The sequence below is a fragment of the Xanthobacteraceae bacterium genome, assembly GCA_019454205.1.
Taxonomy (GTDB): domain Bacteria; phylum Pseudomonadota; class Alphaproteobacteria; order Rhizobiales; family Xanthobacteraceae.
This window is the reverse complement of record CP075369.1, coordinates 979,492-1,000,678: the sequence shown is the minus strand read 5'-3', so window position 1 is coordinate 1,000,678 and position 21,187 is coordinate 979,492. Positions and strand designations below refer to the sequence as shown.

Here is a 21,187-nt window from a genome sequence, read left to right as displayed (position 1 = left end):
AGCGGGAATGTGAATTGCATCAAGGAGCGAGGCTATGGGACGCGGATTGTTACTGTGGCTGATCGGTATTCCCCTGCCGATCATTCTCATTGTCTGGCTGCTCGGCGGCCTGAGCTGACGACGAGTAGTAACGCCGGCTGATCCCTCCCCCCGGTCAGCCGTTGCACATGGCCCGGAGCGTCCCCCCGCTCCGGGTCATTTTTCTTACGGTTATTTCCGCAGGCGCGCCCTTTCTTCCGCGCGCTCGACCAATCCCGGCGGGTTGCGGTCGACGTCGATCCTGAGAAAAAACCAGATATCCACCGCGGTCTTCGCCGCGATCAAAAGCACCAGCGGCGCGATCTTTCCGAACTTCTGCGCCAACGCAGCGCCCACGATGATAACAACGTGCATGGTGACGATGCGGGCATAGAGGCCGCCGATCAGCGCACCCTTTTTCTGGTCGATGACATCCTCGCCTACCAGCCTTTTCCAGAGCGGGAGCCTTGCCATCTCGATAACAAATGCGATGCCGCGTCCAACGAAGGAAATCGCCAGCGGAATCAAAAGTCCGTTCGCGAGGACGATATTGTTCCAGAAATCGGCCGGCATGGTCCGGAAGAAGTTTTCGTCGAGCTGTGGGGTGCCCCCTGCGCGGCCTGAAAAGAACGCCCACAGGAACAGGAAGTGGCCCAACATGAACCCGCCCGAATGGACGAGAAAGAACGCGAAAAAGAACAGGCGCGAGAACACCTCGCCAAGGAAACTTCTGGAGAAATCCGAACCGATCAGAACCCGAAGCAGGGTCCAGAACGCGATGACGACCGTTTCCGCCCAGTAGAGCATGAGCAGAACGAACACATCCCAGCCCCAGTACAACACGCCGATCAGCGGGATCAGGTTCGAGACAAGCACCAATAACGTCGAGGGATAAAGCAGTCGGGTCATGGATCATTCCGCCAGGCGGCCGGTGGGTTTCTGCAATTCGTCCCGGCAATTCACACGATTCGGCAGGCGGCGTACTGCCCGGCCCGCGCAAGTTTGTTATATTCAATTATTGCTGCGATTCGGTTCCTTCTCTCTACCGTATCGCGCAGATCCACTCCTCCCGGCGTGGCGTAAAGAACTGAGGCGGCCTTCGGGCCGCCTCTTCTGTTTCTAGCGCGCCTCTGCCCGCGCCTTGATCGCGGTCCACAACATCAAATAGATCAGCGCGCCATTCAGGCAGTGCCACATGAAATGCGTGCCGAGTGGAAACTGTGCGCATACCGACGGATCCACGATCCGGAAGCTGAGCGAAAGCGCAAACAATGCCGCGCCGGACAGAAACGCGCCGCCGATCCACAGCTTCGAGCCGCCCTTCGCACGCAGTGCAAAGCCGATGAGGACAAGCGCGAAAAACACCGGGAAATAGAATCCCGAATTGTTGAGAAAGCCCGGCGGCAGCAATCGCGGCAGTATCGCGGAGAAAGCGAGAAACCCTGCAAGCCAGAGTGCCGTTGCCAGCGGCGACTGATCAAGATAGCGCCGCAAGGCCAGTACGAGAAATGTAGCGACGAAAACCGCAATCGGGATTGCGTCCGCGAGCAAGCCCCAGCGCGTGCCGAAAGTATGAAACAGTGTTGAACCAATGCCGACCGCAACCGCAAGCGCAATCAGGACAAGGATGAAGCGATCGCCCTTCCCTTCGCGCTGCCACAACACAAAGGCCGCACCGGCCGCGATGAAGAACGCAAGATTGCTGAACGCATTGATTGGCTCCGCCCAGAACCCCGCATCGAGGCGTTCGCAATAGAGGTCGATCGGGTCGTTCCAGGCCATCGCGGAGATTCCTTCTGTCTTGCTTTCCTGCTCGCCGGGCGCGGAGTTTGCCCGCGCAAAGGCCGATTTGCGAGTCTTTCGATGCGTATAGACGCGCGGCTTCGCAACGCGATTCTGGCGCTTCATGCATCGCCGGAGAAATCAGCAAATTTGCGAGTCGGGAGAATCGGTTACGCGGTGCTGTAACAGCGCAATGTCAGCAAATCGAGCCGTTATGCAGCGGAAGCGGCCTTTTGCTCGTCGCCCGTCTGTTTGCGAGCCGCGCCGTCCATCGCCTCAACCAATGCGAGATAGGACGACGCCGGCAACGGCGGCGCGAACACATAGCCCTGCGCCAAATGCACGCCCTTCTTCTGCAAGTATTCGACCTGTTCGAAGTTCTCGACGCCTTCGGCGATCACTTCCATCTTCATCGTTCGCGCAAGCTCGAGCAGTGTCTCGATGATGGTATGCGAATGGCGCTCGGTGGAAATTGCGTCGATGAACATCTTGTCGATCTTGATGGCATCGACGCCGAGCTTCATCAGGTAAGAAAGCCCGCCATGACCGGTACCCACGTCGTCAATCGCGACGCGGATGCCGGTCGCCTGAATCTTTTCGATGATCTTGCGGGCATGATCAAGGTCGGGCAATGGCTCACGCTCGGTCACTTCCAGCACGATCTGCTTCAGGCTCATCTTCGAAGATCCGAAAATGGACTTCAGATCGGCAAGAATCGTCTCGTCCTTGAAATGCCCGGCATAGAGATTGAACGCGAGATTCAGGTGCGGACGGGTGGAGTGGGACTGCTCCATCTCCTCCTTCGCACATTTCATCAGTGCGCGCGTCATCGGGTAGATCAGCCCGGATCGTTCCGCGAGCGGAATGAAGTTGGCGGGAGAAACCATCGTGCCATCGGCGCGCCGCCAGCGCGCCAGCACTTCCGCGCCGACGACCTTACCGGACTGAATGTCGACGGTCGGCTGATAGTACGGGATCACTTCACCGCGGTCGATTGCCTCGCGGAACTGCACTAGCGGATCATTCCGATTACGCCGCACATAAAGCGCGCCAAGCGCAAAGGTCAGAATCGTGATCAACGCCGAGCAAAGACGCCCGATCATCAGGAGGTCGCTGTATTCCTCGCTCAGGGTAGCGCGCGTGCGTTCCGCGCTCACCGAAACCGGAAAGCGATCCGAGCGGATGTGAAAACCGATCATGCGCGTATCGTCTGCGCTGAGGCCTTCGTCGCCAGCCGGACGCGCTGCGATCACTTCGGAGCGGTCGAGGTACAGTCGCAAGCTGCGGCCGCCCTGATAGTCGCCTTCATAGGTATCAGGCAGCAGGAATTCGGACGGCACCAGTGCGCCGAGCGGCTTCGCATCCTTGCGGTCGAAGCGCAGGCGGACAGCGCGATCATTGCGGTCGCGGAAGCGTACCATTGCCAGTTCGAAGCGGCGATCAGCCAGCGGCAGTTCGCGCGAGACAGCACGCGGCTCCACGCCCTCACCGAAGTTCGTGCACAACGTGACGCCGCTGTCATCGAGGATCGAGATTTCCTTGATCGGCGTGGAACCGGCGGTGGCACGCCGCATCAGATCCAGAGATTTCTGGCTGCAGTCGTTCGCGCCGGAAGCGGCGAGATCGACAAGCGACGCCATCGCGCTCTCGAGGCGGAGTTCGGCGAGACTCAGCGAACTGCGCGCAAGCGACTCCAGTTTCGCGCGCGCGCTCCGCTCGACATAGGTTTGCAGGGAATATTCGACCGACAGAATCGGCACGCAGGCAGCCGCAACGCCGCCGAGCACGACTGCTCCCCACCATGTTTTGCTCTGACGCACGCAACGCTTCCGGCTACAAATCCGCAGCCTGTAGTAAAGCGTCCCGCAATTAAGGTTGCGTTAACGATGGAATGGTGCAGCGCAGGCTTTATGCGGCGCCGGACCACTTTTTATATGTGTAGGCCGCCTGATAGCGCGCGACCCGATGGCCGAGACGGCCTTCAAGAAAACCGAGGCGGAAAACAAACGCGCGAAGGTAAGCCGCGGCTGCACGGAGCGCCGCCTTCGCGGCCGAACCCTGTCTGCCCCGTTCCGCGAGCTGGCGGGCAGCAATCGCACCGTAACGCGCGGCCTTCTCGCGCGCGTCTTCGAGGCTGACGATGGTGTCGTGCTCGATAGGATTTTTCAGTGTTGCAACCGCGCCATCCGCAATCACGCTTTCATGCACGCGGTCCTCGCTGAAGCGCGCCTTCGATTTGCGGAATAGCCGCAGCACATGATCCGGCCACCAGCCGCCATGGCGGACAATCTCGCCGCAGAAACGGTTTCGCCGCGGCATCCGCCAGGCATCGGCACTTTTTGGGTTCGCGATAACCGCGCGGATTTCTTCCGCCAGTTCGGGGCCGATCCATTCGTCTGCATCGAGCGAAAGAATCCATTTGCCGCTCGCATGGTCGAGCGCGCGCTGCTTCTGCGGGCCGAAGCCCGGCCAGTCTTCCGGTTGCAGCACCTTGGCGCCGAGCGAACGCGCGACCTCGACCGTGCGGTCCGTGCTGGCGCTATCCACCACCACGATCTCGTCCGCGAACGGAACGGAAGCGAGGCAGCGCCGGATATTGGCTTCCTCGTTCTTGGTAATCACAATTAGGGACAAGCGCGGCATGGGGAACGGCTGGAACAACGGGAACGCCAGCAGCGATAACAGATGGCAGGGCGCGCAGAAAGCCGCTATAGGTCGCCGCCTCGATTCAGCAAAACCATGTCCACGCCAACACCGCCAAGCACCCCTCGCGTGCCGCCTTCCGTCGCCTTCGTGCGGCAGCAGTTTTCGCATTCCGGCGGCGCGGAACTGATCCTCGACCGCACCATCGCGGCGCTGGCTTCGCATGGCGCGCGCATCTCTCTGATCGCGCGCGAATGGCGGGAGCGGCCGGGAATTACTTTCCTCCGCTGCGAGAGCGGAAAGTTTCCGCGGGCAACCCGCGACTCGCGCTTCGCGGCGGCAGCCTGCGGCATCGTTGCCGGGCTTGAGAACACGTTGGTGCAATCGCACGAGCGGATCGAGTGCTGCGACATCTATCGCGCGGGCGATGGTGTCCATGCCGCCTATCTGGAACGGCGCGTGCGGACGCTCGGCACGGCGCGGCGCTTCTTCCAGAACATCAGCCCCTATCATCGCGACGTGCTAAGGCTTGAACGGCGTATGTTCGCAAGCCCGCGGCTGAAAGCCGTGGTGGTGAACTCAAAAATGGTGGCGGACGAAATCGTCGCGCATTTCGGATTCCCGCGCGAAAAGATTCACCTTGTGCCGAACGGGATCGACCTGGGGCGCTTCTCCCTTCCCTCGCTTGCGGACCTGCGCAAGGAAGCGCGCGCGGATCTGAATCTGAAGCCGGATGCGAAAGTTCTTCTGCTGCTCGGCTCCGGCTATGAGCGCAAAGGCTTGCCGCAGGCCATTGCCGCGCTCGCAAAAATGGCCACCAAGGCGGAATTGCTCGTGGTCGGGCGCGAGCGCAAGCCTTCGTATTATCGCGAGCTGGCTTCGCGTCATGGCGTTGCCGGACGTGTTCATATCTTCGGCGAACAGGCGGACCCGGTGCCGTATCTCGCGGCGGCCGACGCGATGATCCTGCCTTCGCTTTACGATCCGTTTCCTTCCGCCGTGCTGGAAGCGCTCGCCTGCGGTTTGCCGGTCGTGACTTCGGAGAACTGCGGTGCGCGCGATGCAGCACGCGAGCTGGACCGCGATATGGTTTGCGATGCGCTCGATATTCACGGCATCGCTTCCGCTGCGGATCGCGCGCTGGCGCTTGCGGCGCAGGGAGAAACGAAAATGCGCTGCCGCGCCATCGCCGAGCAGTACCGCATGGAATTCATGATCGAGCGGATGCTCGCGCTCTACGAAAAGCTGGCCGCAGCAAAATGAAAATCCTTCACACCGAAAGCTCCATCGGATGGGGTGGCCAGGAAATCCGCATCCTCGACGAGAGCGCGGGGCTGATCGCGCGCGGGCATGAAGTGGCCATCGCCGCACCGCCGGAAGCGGAGATCGCACGCGCAGCACCTGCGCGCGGCATCGCCTATTTTCCTGCGCCGATCTACAAGCGCACATGGCGCGCGCTTTCAACGCTGCGCAAGGTGATTACCGACTATCGTCCCGATGTCGTCGTCACGCATAGTTCGAGCGATAGCTGGCTGACGGCGGCGGCGACATGGTTCGGCCGCAGCGTACCCATCGTTCGCGTTCGTCATCTCGGTGCGCCAGTACGCTCCAGCCTCACCAGCCGCTTCATCTACGCCACCGTGCCGCGCTTCGTCGTTGGCACGGGTCATGCCGTGCGCGACATGCTGATCCGCAATGTGCGGGTCGATCCGTCGCGGATATTTTCCATTCCGACCGGCACCGACACCGAGAAGTTTGCGCCGCGTGACCGCGTGGCCGCGCGCCGCAGCGGCCCGTTCTCCGAGAACGATCGCGTCGCCGGCATTGTCGCGACATTGCGCATGGGCAAAGGCGTGACCTACCTGCTCGCCGCCGCCACGCTTCCCGAACTTGCGGGCGTGAAGCTGCTCGTCGTCGGCGACGGCCCGCAACTCGAAAACCTGCAACGCGAAGCCGGCGAACTCGACATCGCGGACCGCGTGCATTTCACCGGACGGCAGGAAGACGTGACGCAATGGCTGAACATGATGGATGCCTTCGTGTTGCCTTCCATCGTCGACGAAGGCGTGCCACAGGCGCTCTCGCAGGCGATGGCGAGCGGCCTGCCTGTGGTCACTACCGAATCCGGCGCGATCACCGAACTCGTGCGCGACGGCGAAACCGGCATCTATGTTCCGCGCAAAGACCCGGCTGCACTCGCAACCGCCATTCGCCGCGTGCTGGATGATGGCGCACTGGCGCAACGCATCGGCACGGCTGCGCGTGCGCATATCGAAGCAGGTTATACACGAAAGAAAATGCTCGACGACATGGAAGCGCTACTCGCGCGCGCCATCACGGAACGTTGAGAGCTATGGCCGCCAGAGCGTGATGCCGGCGGGCTTCGCCTTGCGGTCGAGGCAGCCCTTCACGTCGAGCACGATGCCGCTCTCCCCGCCGAGCGCCTTGCGCACCGTTGCCCACGCATCGTCGCGGAAGATTTTATGTGGCACGGCGAAGATCACTGCCTCGGCAGACGTGAGCTTCTCTAGCGGCGTCAGGTCGATGCCGTGTTCGTGTTTCGTAAGTTCCGCGTCAGCCACCGGATCGCAGACCGCGACCGTTGCGCCGCTCGCTTTCAGGGAACGCAGCAGATCGGCGACCTTTGAATTGCGCACGTCCGGCACGTTCTCCTTGAACGTCATGCCGAGGATATTGACGCGCTTCTGCGCGGATTTCGATTGCAGCAGCAGCCGCAGGCATTCCTGCGCGACCACTTCCGAGAAACCGTCATTGATGCGGCGGCCTGCGAGAATGATTTCCGGATGGAAACGCGCAATCTCGGCGCGGTGCGTCAGATAATAAGGATCGACGCCGATGCAGTGACCGCCGACCAGCCCCGGCGTGAACGGCAGGAAATTCCACTTCGTGTTCGCCGCGGCCAGCACATCGTAGGTGTCGATGTGCAGCTTGCGAAACAGCGACGAAAGCTCGTTCATGAAGGCGACGTTGAGGTCGCGCTGCGTGTTCTCGATCACCTTTGCCGCTTCCGCGACCCGGATCGACGGCGCACGGTGGATGCCGGCGCTCACCACCGAACCATACACATCGGCGACGGTGCCGAGGCTCTCCTCGTCCTGCGCGGAGACGACCTTGATAATGGTCTCGAAGCGGTGCTTCTCGTCGCCCGGATTGATACGCTCCGGCGAATAGCCCACCTTGAAATCAATGCCGCCGACAAGGCCGGATTTGTCTTCGAGGATCGGCATGCAGACTTCTTCGGTCGCGCCCGGATAAACGGTCGATTCGTACACGACGATGTCGCCTTTCTTCAGCGCGCCGCCGACGATCCCGCTCGCGGATTTCACGGCGGTCAGGTCGGGCCGGTTGGCGTTGTCGATCGGCGTCGGCACGGTGACGATGAAGAAGTCCGCCTGTTTCAAATCGGCGGGATCGTGCGTGAGGTGAAGGTTTTCATTACGCAGATCGCCTGCCGCGACCTCGCGCGTGCGATCGACGCCAGCGCGCAATTCGTCCACGCGGCGCGCGTCGATGTCGAAACCGGTGACCTTCGCGCCCACGCGCGCAAAAGCGGCAGCGACAGGCAGGCCGACATAGCCGAGACCGATGACAGCGATTTTCCGGGAATGCATTTGCAGGCGCGGGACCGGCGGTTTCAACGAGGGCGCAAGCTATAAACCGCCTGCCCGCAGATGCAAGCATGGGCGGCGTTAACCCCGCCGCACGCTATTTACCGTGTCTTTCGAATGCTCTATCTGGGCGCGATGATCCCGGTACGCATTGTCAGCCTGCAATCTTCGGCTGACCGCCGCCAGCACTGTGCCGATGTTTTCGGCGAACGCGGCATCCCCTTCACGTTCTTCGATGCCGTCGACGGACGAAAGATGTCCGCCGCGGAAATCGCCACGCTCGATCCGCGACGCTACGATTTGCAGCTAGGCCGCGAACTCAGCCCCGGAGAAATTGGCGTGGCCGCAAGCTTCCGCGCCCTGCTCGGCGAGATCGCTTCCGGCAACGACAAATATACCGCCGTGTTCGAGGACGATACCGTGCCGCTCGAAGGCCTGGAGCACTTCCTGCAAACGGAAACACTCTCGCGCCTGCCAACATTCGACGTGCTGCGGCTCTACGACGACGTGCGTGTGCCGCGCGCGGCGCTCGCGGTGATGGCCGCGAAAGAAAACGGCGCCTGCGTTTATATTCCGGTGAAGGCCGGTCTCGGTTGCGTAGCGCAGGTGGTCACGCGCGATGGCGCGCGAAAGATCGCGGAAGCCATCGTCCCATTGCGCGCGCCGCTCGACAACCTGATCTATCGCGATGCATGGGTGCCGGACCTGCGCATCCTGCAAGTACGGCCCGGCGTGGTCGGCTACCGGAAAGTGGGCGACGAGCGCACGACCATCGGCGGCGTGGTTCGTGGCGACAAGAATTTCGCGAACAACACGCGGCGCAAGCTGGGGCTGTTGCGGCGTAACCTGCGCGCAGCCTATCGCCTCGCGGCGACGTGGGGTGCCGGCACGCTCTTGAAGCTGCGGATTTACAAGTAGCCTACTTGTCCGGCAGCGAGAGCCGGATGTGCAGTTCGCGCAACTGCTTCGGCGTGACTTCCGACGGCGCACCCATCAGCAGGTCTTCCGCGCGCTGGTTCATCGGGAACGGCACGACCTCACGCAGGTTCTCCTCGCCGCAGAGAAGCATGACGATGCGATCCACGCCCGGCGCGATGCCGCCGTGCGGCGGTGCGCCGTAGGAAAGCGCGCGCAGCATGCCGCCGAACTTCGCTTCCAGCACGTCCTCGCGGTAACCGGCAATCGCAAAAGCCTTCTTCATCACTTCCGGGCGATGGTTACGGATCGCGCCCGACGACAGCTCGATGCCGTTGCAAACGATGTCGTACTGGATCGCCTTCATGCCGAGAATCTTGTCGTTGTCGTCGTTCTTCAACGCGAGGAATTCTTCCGGGTCCATGTTCGGCATGGAGAAGGGGTTGTGCGAGAAGTCGATCTTCTTCTCTTCCTCGCTCCATTCGAACATCGGGAAATCGACGATCCAGCAGAAGTCGAAACGGTCCTTCGCGACGAGACCCAGTTCTTCGCCCACTTTCGTGCGTGCGGGGCCGGCGAACTTCACGAAGTCCTTCGGCTTGCCCGCAATGAAAAACGCAGCGTCGCCGATGGCGAGGCCAAGCTGATCGCGGATCGCGGTCGTGCGCTCCGGCCCGATGTTCTTGGCGAGCGGGCCTGCACCGCCCTCCTCGCCCTCGCGCCAGAAGATATAGCCGAGGCCCGGCTGGCCTTCGCCCTGCGCCCATGAATTCATGCGGTCGCAAAACGCGCGGTTGCCGCCGGTCTTCGCCGGGATCGCCCATACTTCGACCGAAGGATCTGACTCGATCATCTTCGCGAAAATCTTGAAGCCCGAACCCGCGAAATGCTGCGTGACGTTCTGCATTTCGATCGGGTTGCGAAGGTCAGGTTTGTCGGAGCCGTATTTCCGCAACGCTTCCGCATACGGGATCATCGGAAACTTTTTCGTCACCGGCTTGCCGTTCGCGAATTCCTCGAACACGCCGCGCATCACCGGCTCGACTGCGTCGAACACGTCCTGCTGGGTCACGAAGCTCATCTCGATGTCGAGCTGGTAGAACTCGCCGGGCGAACGATCCGCGCGCGCGTCTTCGTCGCGAAAGCAAGGCGCGATCTGGAAGTAGCGGTCGAAGCCGGAGATCATCAAAAGCTGTTTGAACTGCTGCGGCGCCTGCGGCAGCGCGTAGAACTTGCCCGGATGAATGCGCGACGGCACGAGGAAGTCGCGCGCGCCTTCGGGCGACGACGCGGTCAGGATCGGCGTCTGGAATTCGAAGAAGCCCTGCTCCTTCATGCGGCGGCGCAGGCTGTCGATGATTTGCCCGCGCTTCATGATGTTCTGGTGGATGCGGTCGCGGCGCAGGTCGAGGAAGCGATACTTCAGGCGCAGCTCTTCCGGATATTCCTGATCGCCGAACACCGGCACCGGCAATTCGCCTGCCGCGCCCAGCACTTCGATCTCGGTCGCGAACAGTTCGACTTCTCCCGTGGGAAGGTCCTTGTTGTCGGTGCCTTCCGGGCGCTTGCGCAGCTTGCCATCGACACGGATCACCCATTCCGAGCGCAGCTTCTCGGCGGTCTTGAAGGCCGGGCTGTCGGGATCGGCCACAACCTGCGTCACGCCGTAGTGGTCGCGCAGGTCGATGAACAGGAGGCCGCCGTGGTCGCGGATGCGGTGGCACCAGCCCGAAAGCCGGACGGTTTCGCCGATATGCGAGGCGCGGAGCGCGCCACAGGTCTGGGAACGGTAGCGATGCATGTTCTTCAAGATCTTGGGGGAGCCGGATTCGCCTTTGAAATCGCGGCGAAAAGCGCATGGGGGGACATGGATGTCAACCCAAGCGCTGCACCGGAAAATCGTCATGGCCGGGACAAGCCCGGCCATGACGCGCGTTACAGGGAGATGGCTTGCCGCCTACCGCGCCCCACCCGATGCATCGAGATACTGGCCGGTGAGCCATTGCGACTGGTCGGAGGCAAGGAATACGGCCACGCGCGCGATGTCGTCCGGCCGGCCGAGACGGCCGAGCGGCGTGTCCTTGATCATGTATTCCTCGAATTCGCCGCCGGAGAAACCGGCGGAATGCATGCCCTCGGTCAAAACACCGCCGGGGCGGATCGCATTCACCCGGATTTTCTTCGGTGCAAGTTCGTTCGCGAGCGTACGGGTGAGCGAGTCTACGGCTCCCTTGGTCGCAGAGTAAACGGTAGTGGTCGCCAGACCTTTGTCGCTTGCGATCGAGGAGATGTTGATGATGCTCGCGCCCTCGCCCAGATATTTTGCGGCCTCCTTCGTCGCGAGCAGCGTGCCGAGCACATTGGTGTTGAACAGACGATGGAACTCGTCCTCGCTGATTTCGTGCAACGCATGGAAGCGATAGATACCGGCGTTGTTCACGAGAATATCGACACGTCCGAAGGCCTTGATCGTTTCTTCGAACAGACGCCTGACATCGGCTTCCTTCGCGACATCGGCGTGTAACGTGATGGCCTTGCCCTTGGCCGCGGATATTTCGGAAACGACCTTCTCCGCACCTTCCTTGCTGGAGGCATAGTTCACCACGACCGAGGCGCCTTCGGCAGCGAGGCTTTTTGCAATCGCAGCCCCGATACCCTTCGACGCGCCGGTCACGACGGCGACTTTACCCTTGAGATTGCTCATCTTTCTTCTCCATCCGGCAGGGGCAAAATCGCCCTTGCCATAATTCGATATTTCTATAATCATCGAAGTATGAAGCCGAAAGAGAACCGCAAGAGGTACGGCGACTTCAAAAGACGAAAGTTCAATTTCGCAGGTGCGCGGCGCTAAATCTTTGCGAGCCGGTCGAGGTATGCCCGCAGCACGTCGCGCTGGAGGGTAAGATTTGCGTATTTTCCGTCGCGCGTGATTTCGATCAGGCCCGCGGTTTCAAGCTCTTTCATGTGATGCGACATGGTCGCAGCACTGATCTTGTGATTCTGGCTGAGCGCGCTGCAAGCCATCGGACCCTTGGTGTGCGCGCCGATGTCCTGCAAAATCGCGAAGCGGCGCGGCTCGGCAAGCGCGCGCGCGATGCGCGCGAACTGCTTGTCGGTGAGTGCCGTTTTCTGCTTCGCCATGCCAATCAACGTAGTGCTTTGTAATCTCAAGTCTAGAGCGGCAGTTTCGTCCCCTGTTTCAGCGTCTCCAGGACCACGTTGGAGCGCACCCGCTCGACACTCTCATGGGGCAGCAGCACCTGGTTCACCAGCGCGCCGAGCGCGGGCAAATCCTCGACCACCGCCTTGACGAGGTAGTCGGCGTCGCCGGTGAGCGCGTGGGCCTCAAGGATCGCAGGCGTACGCGCGACGAAATCGCGGAAGCGCTTCGCGTTCTGGCCGGAATGGGTCGCCAGCGTCACCTGAATGAATACGGTTACGCCGAAGCCCATGCGCGCAGGATCGACGTCCGCCCGGTAGCCTCGGATCACGCCCGCCTGCTCCAGCCGTGTCCGGCGGCGCGAGGCCTGCGAGGCGGAGAGGTTCACGCGCTCGGCAAGCTCGGCATTGGTGAGCGCGCCGTTCTCCTGAAGTGCTGCGACCAGCGCCCGGTCCTGCGCATCCAGAACGATTATTTCTTGCATTGATCTGCCTCAATATGCGCATTTTATGCACAAGCAGCGTGTAAAACGCCGCAAATGACCGCCTTTTGCAAGAACTTCCTGCAATCCTGTGCGTCAAATCAGGGAAAGCAGGAGGAAACGCAGAATGGGTCCCTTCCCGCATGACGCCGAACCGGCGCAAATCTCGAAGCACAACCCGATGGGCACCGACGGCTTCGAGTTCGTCGAATACGCGCACCCGCAGCCGGAAAAGCTGCACCAGCTTTTCAAGCTGATGGGCTTCACCGCGACGGCGAAGCACAAGACGAAGAAGATCACCGTCTACCAGCAGGGCACGGTCAGCTATCTCGTCAACGAGGAGCCGGGTTCGCACGGCTTCAACTTCGTCGCGAAGCATGGTCCCTGCGCGCCCTCGATGGCGTTCCGCGTGGTCGATGCGAACCATGCGTTCAAGCGCGCGCTGGAAATGGGCGCGGAAGCCGCCGACCCGAAAGACGGCGCGAAGTCGCTCGACGTCCCCGCCATTAAAGGCATCGGCGGATCGCTGCTCTACTTCATCGAGCGCTACGGCGAGAAAGGCACCGCCTACGACGACGAGTTCGAGTGGCTAGGGAGCCGCGACCCGAAACCGGAAGGCGTCGGCCTCTATTATCTCGACCACCTCACCCATAACGTCATGCGCGGGCGCATGGATGTGTGGGCCGGGTTCTACGAGCGGCTGTTCAACTTCAAGCAGATCCGCTTCTTCGACATTGAGGGCAAGCTCACCGGCCTGTTCTCGAAGGCGCTGACCAGCCCCGACGGAAAAATCCGCATCCCGATCAACGAGAGCGCGGACGAGAAATCGCAGATCGAGGAATACCTGCACGCCTATAACGGCGAAGGCATCCAGCACATCGCCTGCGGCTCGCGCGACATCTACAAGACCATCGAGAAGCTGCGCGCGGACGGGCTGAAGTTCATGCCCTCGCCGCCCTCGACCTATTACGCGAAGGTCGATGGCCGCGTGCCGGGCCACGGCGAAGACTTACCGCGGCTGGAGAAGAACGGGATTCTTATCGACGGCGAAGGCGTGGTCGATGGCCGCGAGACGAAAGTGCTCCTGCAAATCTTCTCGTCGAATGCGATCGGCCCGATCTTCTTCGAGTTCATCGAACGCAAGGGCGACGACGGATTCGGCGAAGGCAATTTCCGCGCCCTGTTCGAGAGCATCGAGGAAGACCAGATCCGCCGTGGCGTGCTGAAAGAGGACGCGGCGTAATTCGCCTGCAGCCTCATCCTGAGGAGCAGGCGAAGCCCGCGTCTCGAAGGATGAGGCAATTCGTCGGCCTCATGGTTCGAGAGGCGGCGCATTAACACGCGCCGCTCCTCACCATGAGGACTGGAGTTTACCGCCGGCCGCCGCGGAACGGCGGCTTGCGCTGTGCGCCCGGCGCCATGACCGGCGCGTCGCCCTTGTGGCGGAACGAGATGCGGCCACGGCCGAGGTCGTAGGGCGACATCTCGACGGTGACGCGGTCGCCTTCCAGCGTGCGGATGCGGTGCTTCTTCATCTTGCCCGCGGCATACGCGAGGATGACGTGATCGTTGTCGAGCTTTACGCGGTAATTGCCGTCGGGAAGCACTTCCGTGACGATGCCGTCGAACTCGATGAGATCTTCTTTCGCCATGCGTTTCCTTAGTGTTGCGCGGGGCGCGGCTGCTGGTGCCCGCCGCGGCGCTTCGGTTTGCGGTTCATGAAGGCGACGCCGGACAACTGCCCGCCATTTACCGCCTTCGGCTGGTTTTGGGTACCATTGTTGTTGTGCTGCCGGTGTTCCGACTTGGCGTGATTGCGCGGCTGCTGCGCACGCTGCTCATGCTTGCGCTCGCCTTGCGGATGCGGGCGCTTGGAACGGTGTTCGTGGCGGCCTTCGTGCTTGCGCTCGCCGTTGAACTGCGGACGCGGCTGGCGCGGCTCGCTACGCTGTTCCTTGCGCGGTTCCTGCCCCTCGGCGATGTGCAGCGGACGCTCGCCCGCCTCGCCCTGCGGCTGCGGACGCTGGCCGCGATGCGGGTTGTTCCCGCGGCGGTGACGCTTGCGACCCTGCCCGTTGTTGCGGCCACCGCGATTTTCGCGCTTCGGTTCACCCAGCGACGGGTTCAGACGGCGATCCGTGGTCGGGATCGAGATTTTCGTCAGCCGCTCGATGTCGCGGAGGAATGCACGCTCGTCGTTGGCGACGAACGAAATCGCGATACCGTCCGCGCCGGCGCGCGCAGTGCGGCCGATGCGATGCACGTAGCTTTCGGGAATGTTCGGCAGGTCGAAGTTGAAGACATGGCTGACGCCATCGACGTCGATGCCGCGCGCGGCGATATCGGTCGCGATCAGCACGCGCACCTTGCCGGAGCGGAACGCACCGAGCGCGCGTTCGCGCTGGTTCTGCGACTTGTTGCCGTGGATCGCGTCGGAAGCGATGCCGGCCTTCTCAAGGCTCTTCACGACCTTGTCCGCGCCATGCTTGGTGCGGGTGAAGACAAGCGCGCGATCGATCGGTTCGGCTTTGAGCACTTCCGCGAGCAGGTCGTTCTTGCCGTTCTTTTCGATGAAGATGACGCGCTGCTCGACCTTGTCGGCGGTCTTTGCGACCGGCGTCACGGCGACGCGCACCGGCTCGTTCAGGAATTGCGCGACGAGATGCTCGATCTCCTTCGGCATGGTCGCGGAGAAGAACAGGCTCTGCTTCTTCGCGGGCAGCATCTTCACGATCTTGGTGATGTCGTGAATGAAGCCCATGTCCAGCATCCGGTCGGCTTCGTCGAGTACGAAGAACTCGATGCGGTCGAGGCGGAACGCTTTCGTGTTCACGAGGTCGAGCAGGCGGCCCGGCGTCGCGACCAGGATGTCCACGCCGTTCGCGAGCGCCTTGATCTGGCGGCCGATGTTCACGCCGCCGATGGCAAGCGCGGTCGAGAGGCGCAGATGGCGGCCGTAGGTCTTGAAGCTCTCGGCGATCTGGCCGGAGAGTTCGCGTGTCGGCGAGAGCACCAGCACGCGGGCGGATTTACGCTCCAGCTTGCCGCGGTTCAGCGCGAGATGGTTGAGGATGGGGAGCGCGAAGGCGGCGGTCTTGCCGGTGCCGGTCTGCGCGATGCCGACCAGATCGCGGCCCGAAATCACGGGCGGGATGGCTTGCGACTGGATCGGGGTCGGGGTGGTGTAGTTTTCTTCGGCCAGCGCACGCGCAATCGGTGCAGCAAGGCCAAGTCCGGAAAAAGAGTCCAACAACGTTTCTTTCATGCATGCGAAACGTCGGCGCCGCCCTTATAGGGGCGGATTGCCGCGAATCGCGGGGGTTGAAGACACCCCGCGTGGCCTGGGAGGTCAAGAAATCGATCTGATAAGGACGGGCGGAAAAGCCTGCTTTGGCTTCGTCACGCGGCCCGTGTGAGTCCTTAGACGCCGCCCATGTGGCTTATTCGGGGCAATTTTACAAGGCCCGGCAGGCTTTTATCTCCCTGCTGCCCCACACGGGGGAAAGCCGCACGGCTATTCTCACCGGGGAGGCTTGCGACAAGGCTCGCGGTTTACGCGCGTTGCCCGCTTCGCTAGTGCTTTTTACATGAATCTGATTACGACGACCGGCGAATTAACCGCCGCCTGCGAGCGACTTTCGAAACATCCTTTCGTTACCGTCGACACCGAGTTCCTGCGCGAGACGACGTTCTGGCCGAAGCTGTGCATCGTGCAGATGGCCTCGCCCGACGAGGCGGTGGTCATCGACGCGCTGGCTGCCGGCATCGACCTCGCCCCCTTCTTCACGCTGATGAACGACGAGAAGATCGTGAAGGTCTTCCACGCGGCGCGGCAGGACATCGAAATCGTCTGGCATCGCGCCAAGATCATCCCACATCCGGTGTTCGACACGCAGGTTGCGGCGATGGTGCTGGGATACGGCGACTCCATTTCCTACGACCAGCTCGTGCAGCGCATCACCGGCGGGCAGATCGACAAGTCGTCGCGCTTCACCGACTGGGCGCGACGGCCGCTGACGCCGCAGCAGATGACCTACGCCGTTTCCGACGTGACGCACCTGCGCGAGGTCTATCTCAACCTCAACGCCGAACTGGAAAAGAAGAACCGCACCTCGTGGGTGCAGGACGAGATGAAGATCCTCACCTCGCCTTCCACCTACGAGCAGCACCCGGAGAATGCGTGGGTGCGCCTGAAGGCACGCGTGCGCAAGCCGAAGGAAATCGCGGTGCTGATGGAAGTCGCAGCCTGGCGCGAACGCGAGGCGCAGTCGCGCGACGTGCCGCGCGGTCGCATCCTGAAGGACGAAGTGATCGGCGAGATCGCCATGCAGCAGCCAAAGACTGCGGAAACGCTGGCCACGCTCCGCTCGTTGCCCAAAGGTTTCGAGCGTTCGCGTGCGGGTGAAGGCATCCTGCAAGCGGTCGCAGCGGGACTTGCGCGCGACCCGGTTACGTTGCCGAAATTCGAGCGGCACCGTCCGCTGAGCAACGGCGCATCGGCGACGGTCGAATTGCTCCGTGTGTTGCTGCGCATGACGTCCGAGCAAAATGGCGTCGCTGCGCGCGTGATCGCCAACGCTGAAGACCTCGAAGCGATTGCGACCGACGACAACGCCGATGTGGCGGCGCTGAGCGGCTGGCGGCGCGATATGTTCGGCGAGAAAGCGCTCCTGCTGAAGCACGGGCAACTTTCGCTGGCCATCGAAAAAGGCCGCGTGGTCGCGAAGGCGAACCAGTCCGAAAGCTAGCCTGCCTCGATCACGTACTGCCGGCCGATGACGCGGCCCAACTGGCGCACACGGTTATTCAGGCGGCCACCGGCAAGCGCGGCGAGCTCGTCCGGCAGTTTCAGTTTCAACACGCCCTTCTCCACTTTCAGCGGCGCACGCGGCAACACGCCCGGCATCGACGCGCTCGCGAGATAGGCGACGCGCAGCACCGCGCCGAGGATGCGCGCGCGGTCGATCAGGCGCGTGCTCGCCAGTTCGCGGATGCGCGGCGAAAGCTCCTCGTCGTTCAGGCCGGTGTGGCGGTAGAAAATCGAGATCGCGAGGAATGCGCGCCCCGGATGGTCGACGCCGGTGAAGGCCGCGTTGGAAATGATGTTGACGCTCTGCTCGCCGCGGTAATCGGGGTGCGCGCGCCAGCCGATGTCCGCCAGCAGGCAGGCGGCATGGCGCAGCCGCATTTCCTCCGGCGTTTCGTCGATGCCGGTGGAGTCCATGAAGGCGTCGGTCCACGCCAGCAACTCCTCGCCGTGCTCCGGCGAGCGCGAGCGCAGCACGTTCATCTCGCGTGCTGCCGCGAGCAACGGATCGGAGACGCGCTCCTCTTCCGAAAGACGCTCGAACAAAAGCCCCTCGCGCACGCCGAGCGCGGAGATGACGATTTCCTTCGGCTTGCCGATGCGGACGATCTGCTCCAACACCAGCGAGCCGTAAGCGAGCAAAGGACGCCGCGCCTCGGCGATCACTTCGATCCGCGAGAGCGTTTCCGGATCGACGCGATGCAGGAGGCTGGAAAATTCCATCGCCTCTTTCGCGGGGATCGAATAGCCGTGCATGACGTGGAGCGGATAGCCGGTCTGCCACATGTGCAGCCGCGCGATGGCGCGCCATGTGCCGCCGACCGCATAGAAGCGCCGCCCCGCGAGCGATTTCAGGAGCGGTACTTCCTTCAAGCGATCGCGGACGATCTTCTCCGCCGCTTTCAGCGAGCGCGCGGAAGCATCCGCCAGCGACAGCGAACCGAGGGGCAGCGTGATGCCCTCCCCGGTCTGGTGGCCCTTCACCTCGATCAGTTCGAGCGAGCCGCCGCCGAGGTCGCCGACCAGTCCGTCGGCGCCGCTTGCGCCGGAGAGCACGCCATAGGCCGCGAGCATCGCCTCGCGCTGGCCCGAGAGCAGTTCGATATCGCAGCGGCAGATTTCCTTCGCCCTCGCGAGGAACTCCGCGCCGTCGATTGCGTCGCGCACCGCGGCGGTCGCAATCGCGATGGATTCGGATACGTGCATGACGTCGCAAAGTGCGCGGTAGCGCTTGAGCGCTTCGAGCGCTTTCTCCACCGCGTCGGGTGCGAGCCTGCCCGTGCTCGCAACTTCGCGGCCGAGGCCGCACAGCGCTTTCTCGTTGAACAGCGGCGTGAGATTGCGGCTCAGGCTCTCGTAGACGACGAGGCGCACCGAGTTGGAGCCGATGTCGAATACCGCGATCGGTTCGCTGGCAGGCAAGCGGCCGCGCGCGTCACTCTGCTGCTGACTGCCTTGCCCGTTCCGCTTTACGGACGAGACTACGCGGAGAAGAGTCTTTGAGAGATTTGCCACGTCCCGAGAGGCTCGGATTCGTCATGAAATATTGGTGAGCGTTGAACGGTTCCTCACCGGCCGCGGGCAATATGCGGGCTGAGCTACCGTCGGGCAAGACCCGCCAGCTTTGCTCGTTATCCTTGAGGTTAGCGACCATGATCTGATCGAGCACCTGCTGGTGCACGGTCGGATTGAGAATCGGCACCAGCGTTTCGACTCGACGGTCGAGATTGCGCGGCATCAGATCGGCGGACGCAATGTACACTGCGGCTTTCCGGTGCGGCAGGCCATGGCCCATGCCGAAACAGAAAATGCGGCTGTGTTCGAGGAAACGGCCGACGATGGATTTGACGCGGATGTTCTCCGACAATCCCGGCACGCCCGGACGCAGGCAACAGATGCCGCGCACGACAAGATCGATCTCAACGCCCGCCCTGCTCGCATCGTAAAGCGCGTCGATCACCACCGGATCGACCAGCGAATTCATCTTGAGCCAGATCGCGGCGGGCTTGCCCGCGCGCGCATGCGCCATTTCCTGCTGGATATGATCGAGGATGCGCTGCTTGAGGCTGATCGGCGAAACCGCCATTGCTTCGAGATTCTGCGGCTCGGCATAGCCGGTGATAAAATTGAAGACGCGCGAGACGTCGCGCGCGATCGCCTGATCCGAAGTGAAGAAGGAAAGATCGGTATAAATGCGCGCCGTCACCGGATGATAGTTGCCGGTGCCGAGATGGCAGTAGGTTGTGACCGACTTGCCCTCGCGCCGCACCACCATCGACATCTTGGCGTGGGTTTTCAGTTCGATGAAGCCGAACACAACCTGCACGCCCGCGCGCTCAAGGTCGCGCGCCCAACGGATGTTGGCTTCCTCGTCGAAGCGAGCCTTCAGTTCGACCAGCGCGGTCACGGACTTGCCGGCCTCCGCGGCTTCGGCCAGCGCCTTCACGATGGGGCTGTCGGACGAGGTGCGGTAGAGCGTCTGCTTGATCGCGATGACGTTCGGGTCGCGCGCGGCCTGCATCAGGAACTGCACTACCACGTCGAACGACTCATACGGGTGGTGGACGATCAGGTCCTTCTGGCGGATCGCAGCAAAGCAATCGCCGCCGGAATCGCGGATGCGTTCGGGGAAGCGCGGATTGTAGGTCTTGAACTTGAGATCGCGCCGCTCGATGGAAACGAGTTGCGAAAGCTCGTTCAACGCCAGCGTACCTTCGGCGACGAAGGTTTCGTATTCGAGCACATGCAGCGCGTTCGCGACGAAGGCGCGCAATTCTGGCGCCATGCCGGCTTCGATTTCGAGACGGATCACCGAGCCGCGGCGGCGGCGCTTCAGCGCGGTCTCGAAGAAGCGCACCAAGTCTTCGGCCTCTTCCTCGACCTCGATATCGCTGTCGCGAATGATGCGGAACGCACCCTGCCCGCGCACGACATAGCCGGGAAACAGCTTGGCGATGAACAAGCCGATCACCGCTTCGAGCGCGATGAAGCGCATTTCCTTGTTGTCGCCTTCCGCCAGCCGGATGAAGCGCTCGATCTGCGCCGGGACGCGGATCAGCGCGTTCATGCCGCGCTGGTCGCTGACGCGCGAAAGCTGCAAGGCGAGCGAGAAGCCGAGGTTCGGAATGAACGGAAACGGATGCGATGGATCGACCGAGAGCGGCGTCAACACCGGAAATACTTCGCGCAGGAAATATTCTTCCAGCGAAGCGAGTTCGGTTTTGCTGAGATCGGCAGCGTCGGTGATGACGATACCTTCCTTCGCGAGCAGGCTGCGCAGGTTGCGCCACTGCCCCTGCTGTTCGCTCGCGAGCTTCGCGGTCTCGGCCACGACTTCGATCAATTGCTCCGCAGGCGTAAGGCCGTCGGGGCTTTGCGTCATCACGCCTTCGCGCACCTGGCCGCGCAGGCCGGCGACGCGCACCATGTAAAACTCGTCGAGGTTCGCCGCCGAGATCGAGAGAAACCGCAGCCGTTCCAGTAGCGGATGTTTTTCGTTCTCGGCTTCTTCCAGCACGCGGCGATTGAAGCGCAGCCACGAAATTTCGCGGTTGATGAAGCGCTCAGGCTTCGCGCGCAGCTCCGCCGCCTCCGCGGACACGGCGGGGGTGCTCGCCTCCGTTACGGGGAGGTCGGTCAGCGGTTTGATTTCGAGATTCATCTACGCCTCGGCGCACTTCCAGCGCTTGGCTAAAGCATAGTCCGAATTGACGAAATTTATATGACCGTAAATTATGCAACCATTCCAGATG

Annotated in this window: 18 protein-coding genes; 5 read left to right on the top strand and 13 right to left on the bottom strand. The window is 62.2% G+C overall.

The window, feature by feature from the left end; all coding sequences use genetic code 11:
• Positions 1–210: 210 nt before the first annotated feature.
• The 4 genes from KF794_04895 to KF794_04880 all read right to left on the bottom strand — a co-directional run bounded on the left by KF794_04895 (position 211) and on the right by KF794_04880 (position 4,443).
• Positions 211–927 (bottom strand): hypothetical protein, encoded by a 717-nt coding sequence (locus KF794_04895; protein ID QYK46031.1) that lies wholly within the window; start codon positions 925–927, stop codon positions 211–213.
• Positions 928–1,137: 210 nt separating this feature from the next.
• The gene (locus tag KF794_04890; GenBank protein QYK46030.1) at positions 1,138–1,800 is read right to left on the bottom strand and encodes a ceramidase domain-containing protein; all 663 of its coding nucleotides are present in this window, start codon (positions 1,798–1,800) and stop codon (positions 1,138–1,140) included.
• Positions 1,801–2,012: 212 nt separating this feature from the next.
• Positions 2,013–3,620: an EAL domain-containing protein gene (locus KF794_04885; protein QYK46029.1), complete on the bottom strand. Its 1,608-nt coding sequence runs from the start codon at positions 3,618–3,620 to the stop codon at positions 2,013–2,015.
• Positions 3,621–3,708: 88 nt separating this feature from the next.
• Entirely contained in the window at positions 3,709–4,443 is a 735-nt protein-coding gene (locus tag KF794_04880) for a glycosyltransferase family 2 protein (protein ID QYK46028.1), read from the bottom strand.
• 96 nt (positions 4,444–4,539) lie between these two features.
• On the opposite strand from KF794_04880, the gene KF794_04875 reads away from it, so the two are divergent.
• The gene (locus tag KF794_04875; protein QYK46027.1) at positions 4,540–5,706 is read left to right on the top strand and encodes a glycosyltransferase family 4 protein; all 1,167 of its coding nucleotides are present in this window, start codon (positions 4,540–4,542) and stop codon (positions 5,704–5,706) included.
• Positions 5,703–6,791, top strand: coding sequence for a glycosyltransferase family 4 protein (locus tag KF794_04870; GenBank protein ID QYK46026.1), 1,089 nt, complete (start codon positions 5,703–5,705; stop codon positions 6,789–6,791). The genes KF794_04875 and KF794_04870 overlap by 4 nt, the downstream gene beginning before the upstream one ends.
• Positions 6,792–6,794: 3 nt before the next feature.
• Here the strand turns inward: KF794_04870 and KF794_04865 are convergent, their stop codons facing one another.
• Positions 6,795–8,075 (bottom strand): nucleotide sugar dehydrogenase, encoded by a 1,281-nt coding sequence (locus tag KF794_04865; GenBank protein ID QYK46025.1) that lies wholly within the window; start codon positions 8,073–8,075, stop codon positions 6,795–6,797.
• Between the two features lie 114 nt (positions 8,076–8,189).
• Between KF794_04865 and KF794_04860 the strand changes: the two genes are divergently transcribed.
• Positions 8,190–8,990 carry a glycosyltransferase family 25 protein gene (locus KF794_04860; protein ID QYK46024.1) on the top strand — a complete coding sequence of 267 codons (801 nt, stop codon included), beginning with the start codon at positions 8,190–8,192 and terminating at the stop codon, positions 8,988–8,990.
• A 1-nt stretch (position 8,991) separates the two neighbouring features.
• On the opposite strand, the gene aspS is transcribed toward KF794_04860, so the two are convergent.
• The 4 genes from aspS to KF794_04840 all read right to left on the bottom strand — a co-directional run bounded on the left by aspS (position 8,992) and on the right by KF794_04840 (position 12,622).
• On the bottom strand, positions 8,992–10,788 hold the full coding sequence (gene aspS, locus KF794_04855) for an aspartate--tRNA ligase (GenBank protein ID QYK46023.1): 1,797 nt from the start codon (positions 10,786–10,788) through the stop codon (positions 8,992–8,994).
• Between the two features lie 156 nt (positions 10,789–10,944).
• Positions 10,945–11,691: a glucose 1-dehydrogenase gene (locus KF794_04850; protein ID QYK46022.1), complete on the bottom strand. Its 747-nt coding sequence runs from the start codon at positions 11,689–11,691 to the stop codon at positions 10,945–10,947.
• A gap of 143 nt (positions 11,692–11,834) precedes the next feature.
• Positions 11,835–12,128: a helix-turn-helix transcriptional regulator gene (locus tag KF794_04845; protein ID QYK46021.1), complete on the bottom strand. Its 294-nt coding sequence runs from the start codon at positions 12,126–12,128 to the stop codon at positions 11,835–11,837.
• Between the two features lie 32 nt (positions 12,129–12,160).
• Positions 12,161–12,622, bottom strand: coding sequence for an Lrp/AsnC family transcriptional regulator (locus tag KF794_04840; protein QYK46596.1), 462 nt, complete (start codon positions 12,620–12,622; stop codon positions 12,161–12,163).
• A 133-nt stretch (positions 12,623–12,755) separates the two neighbouring features.
• On the opposite strand from KF794_04840, the gene hppD reads away from it, so the two are divergent.
• Positions 12,756–13,871, top strand: coding sequence for a 4-hydroxyphenylpyruvate dioxygenase (gene hppD / locus KF794_04835; GenBank protein ID QYK46020.1), 1,116 nt, complete (start codon positions 12,756–12,758; stop codon positions 13,869–13,871).
• A gap of 127 nt (positions 13,872–13,998) precedes the next feature.
• Here the strand turns inward: hppD and infA are convergent, their stop codons facing one another.
• Positions 13,999–14,280 (bottom strand): translation initiation factor IF-1, encoded by a 282-nt coding sequence (gene infA, locus KF794_04830; GenBank protein ID QYK46019.1) that lies wholly within the window; start codon positions 14,278–14,280, stop codon positions 13,999–14,001.
• A gap of 8 nt (positions 14,281–14,288) precedes the next feature.
• Positions 14,289–15,893: a DEAD/DEAH box helicase gene (locus KF794_04825; protein QYK46018.1), complete on the bottom strand. Its 1,605-nt coding sequence runs from the start codon at positions 15,891–15,893 to the stop codon at positions 14,289–14,291.
• A gap of 322 nt (positions 15,894–16,215) precedes the next feature.
• On the opposite strand from KF794_04825, the gene rnd reads away from it, so the two are divergent.
• Complete coding sequence (rnd, locus tag KF794_04820) at positions 16,216–17,376, top strand: ribonuclease D (protein ID QYK46017.1); 1,161 nt, start codon at positions 16,216–16,218, stop codon at positions 17,374–17,376.
• On the opposite strand, the gene ppx is transcribed toward rnd, so the two are convergent.
• Positions 17,373–18,839, bottom strand: a complete 1,467-nt coding sequence (ppx, locus tag KF794_04815) for an exopolyphosphatase (protein QYK46595.1) — start codon at positions 18,837–18,839, stop codon at positions 17,373–17,375. The two genes, rnd and ppx, sit on opposite strands and share 4 nt — an antisense overlap.
• A 31-nt stretch (positions 18,840–18,870) precedes the next feature.
• Positions 18,871–21,096 carry an RNA degradosome polyphosphate kinase gene (locus KF794_04810; protein QYK46016.1) on the bottom strand — a complete coding sequence of 742 codons (2,226 nt, stop codon included), beginning with the start codon at positions 21,094–21,096 and terminating at the stop codon, positions 18,871–18,873.
• Positions 21,097–21,187 lie beyond the last annotated feature (91 nt).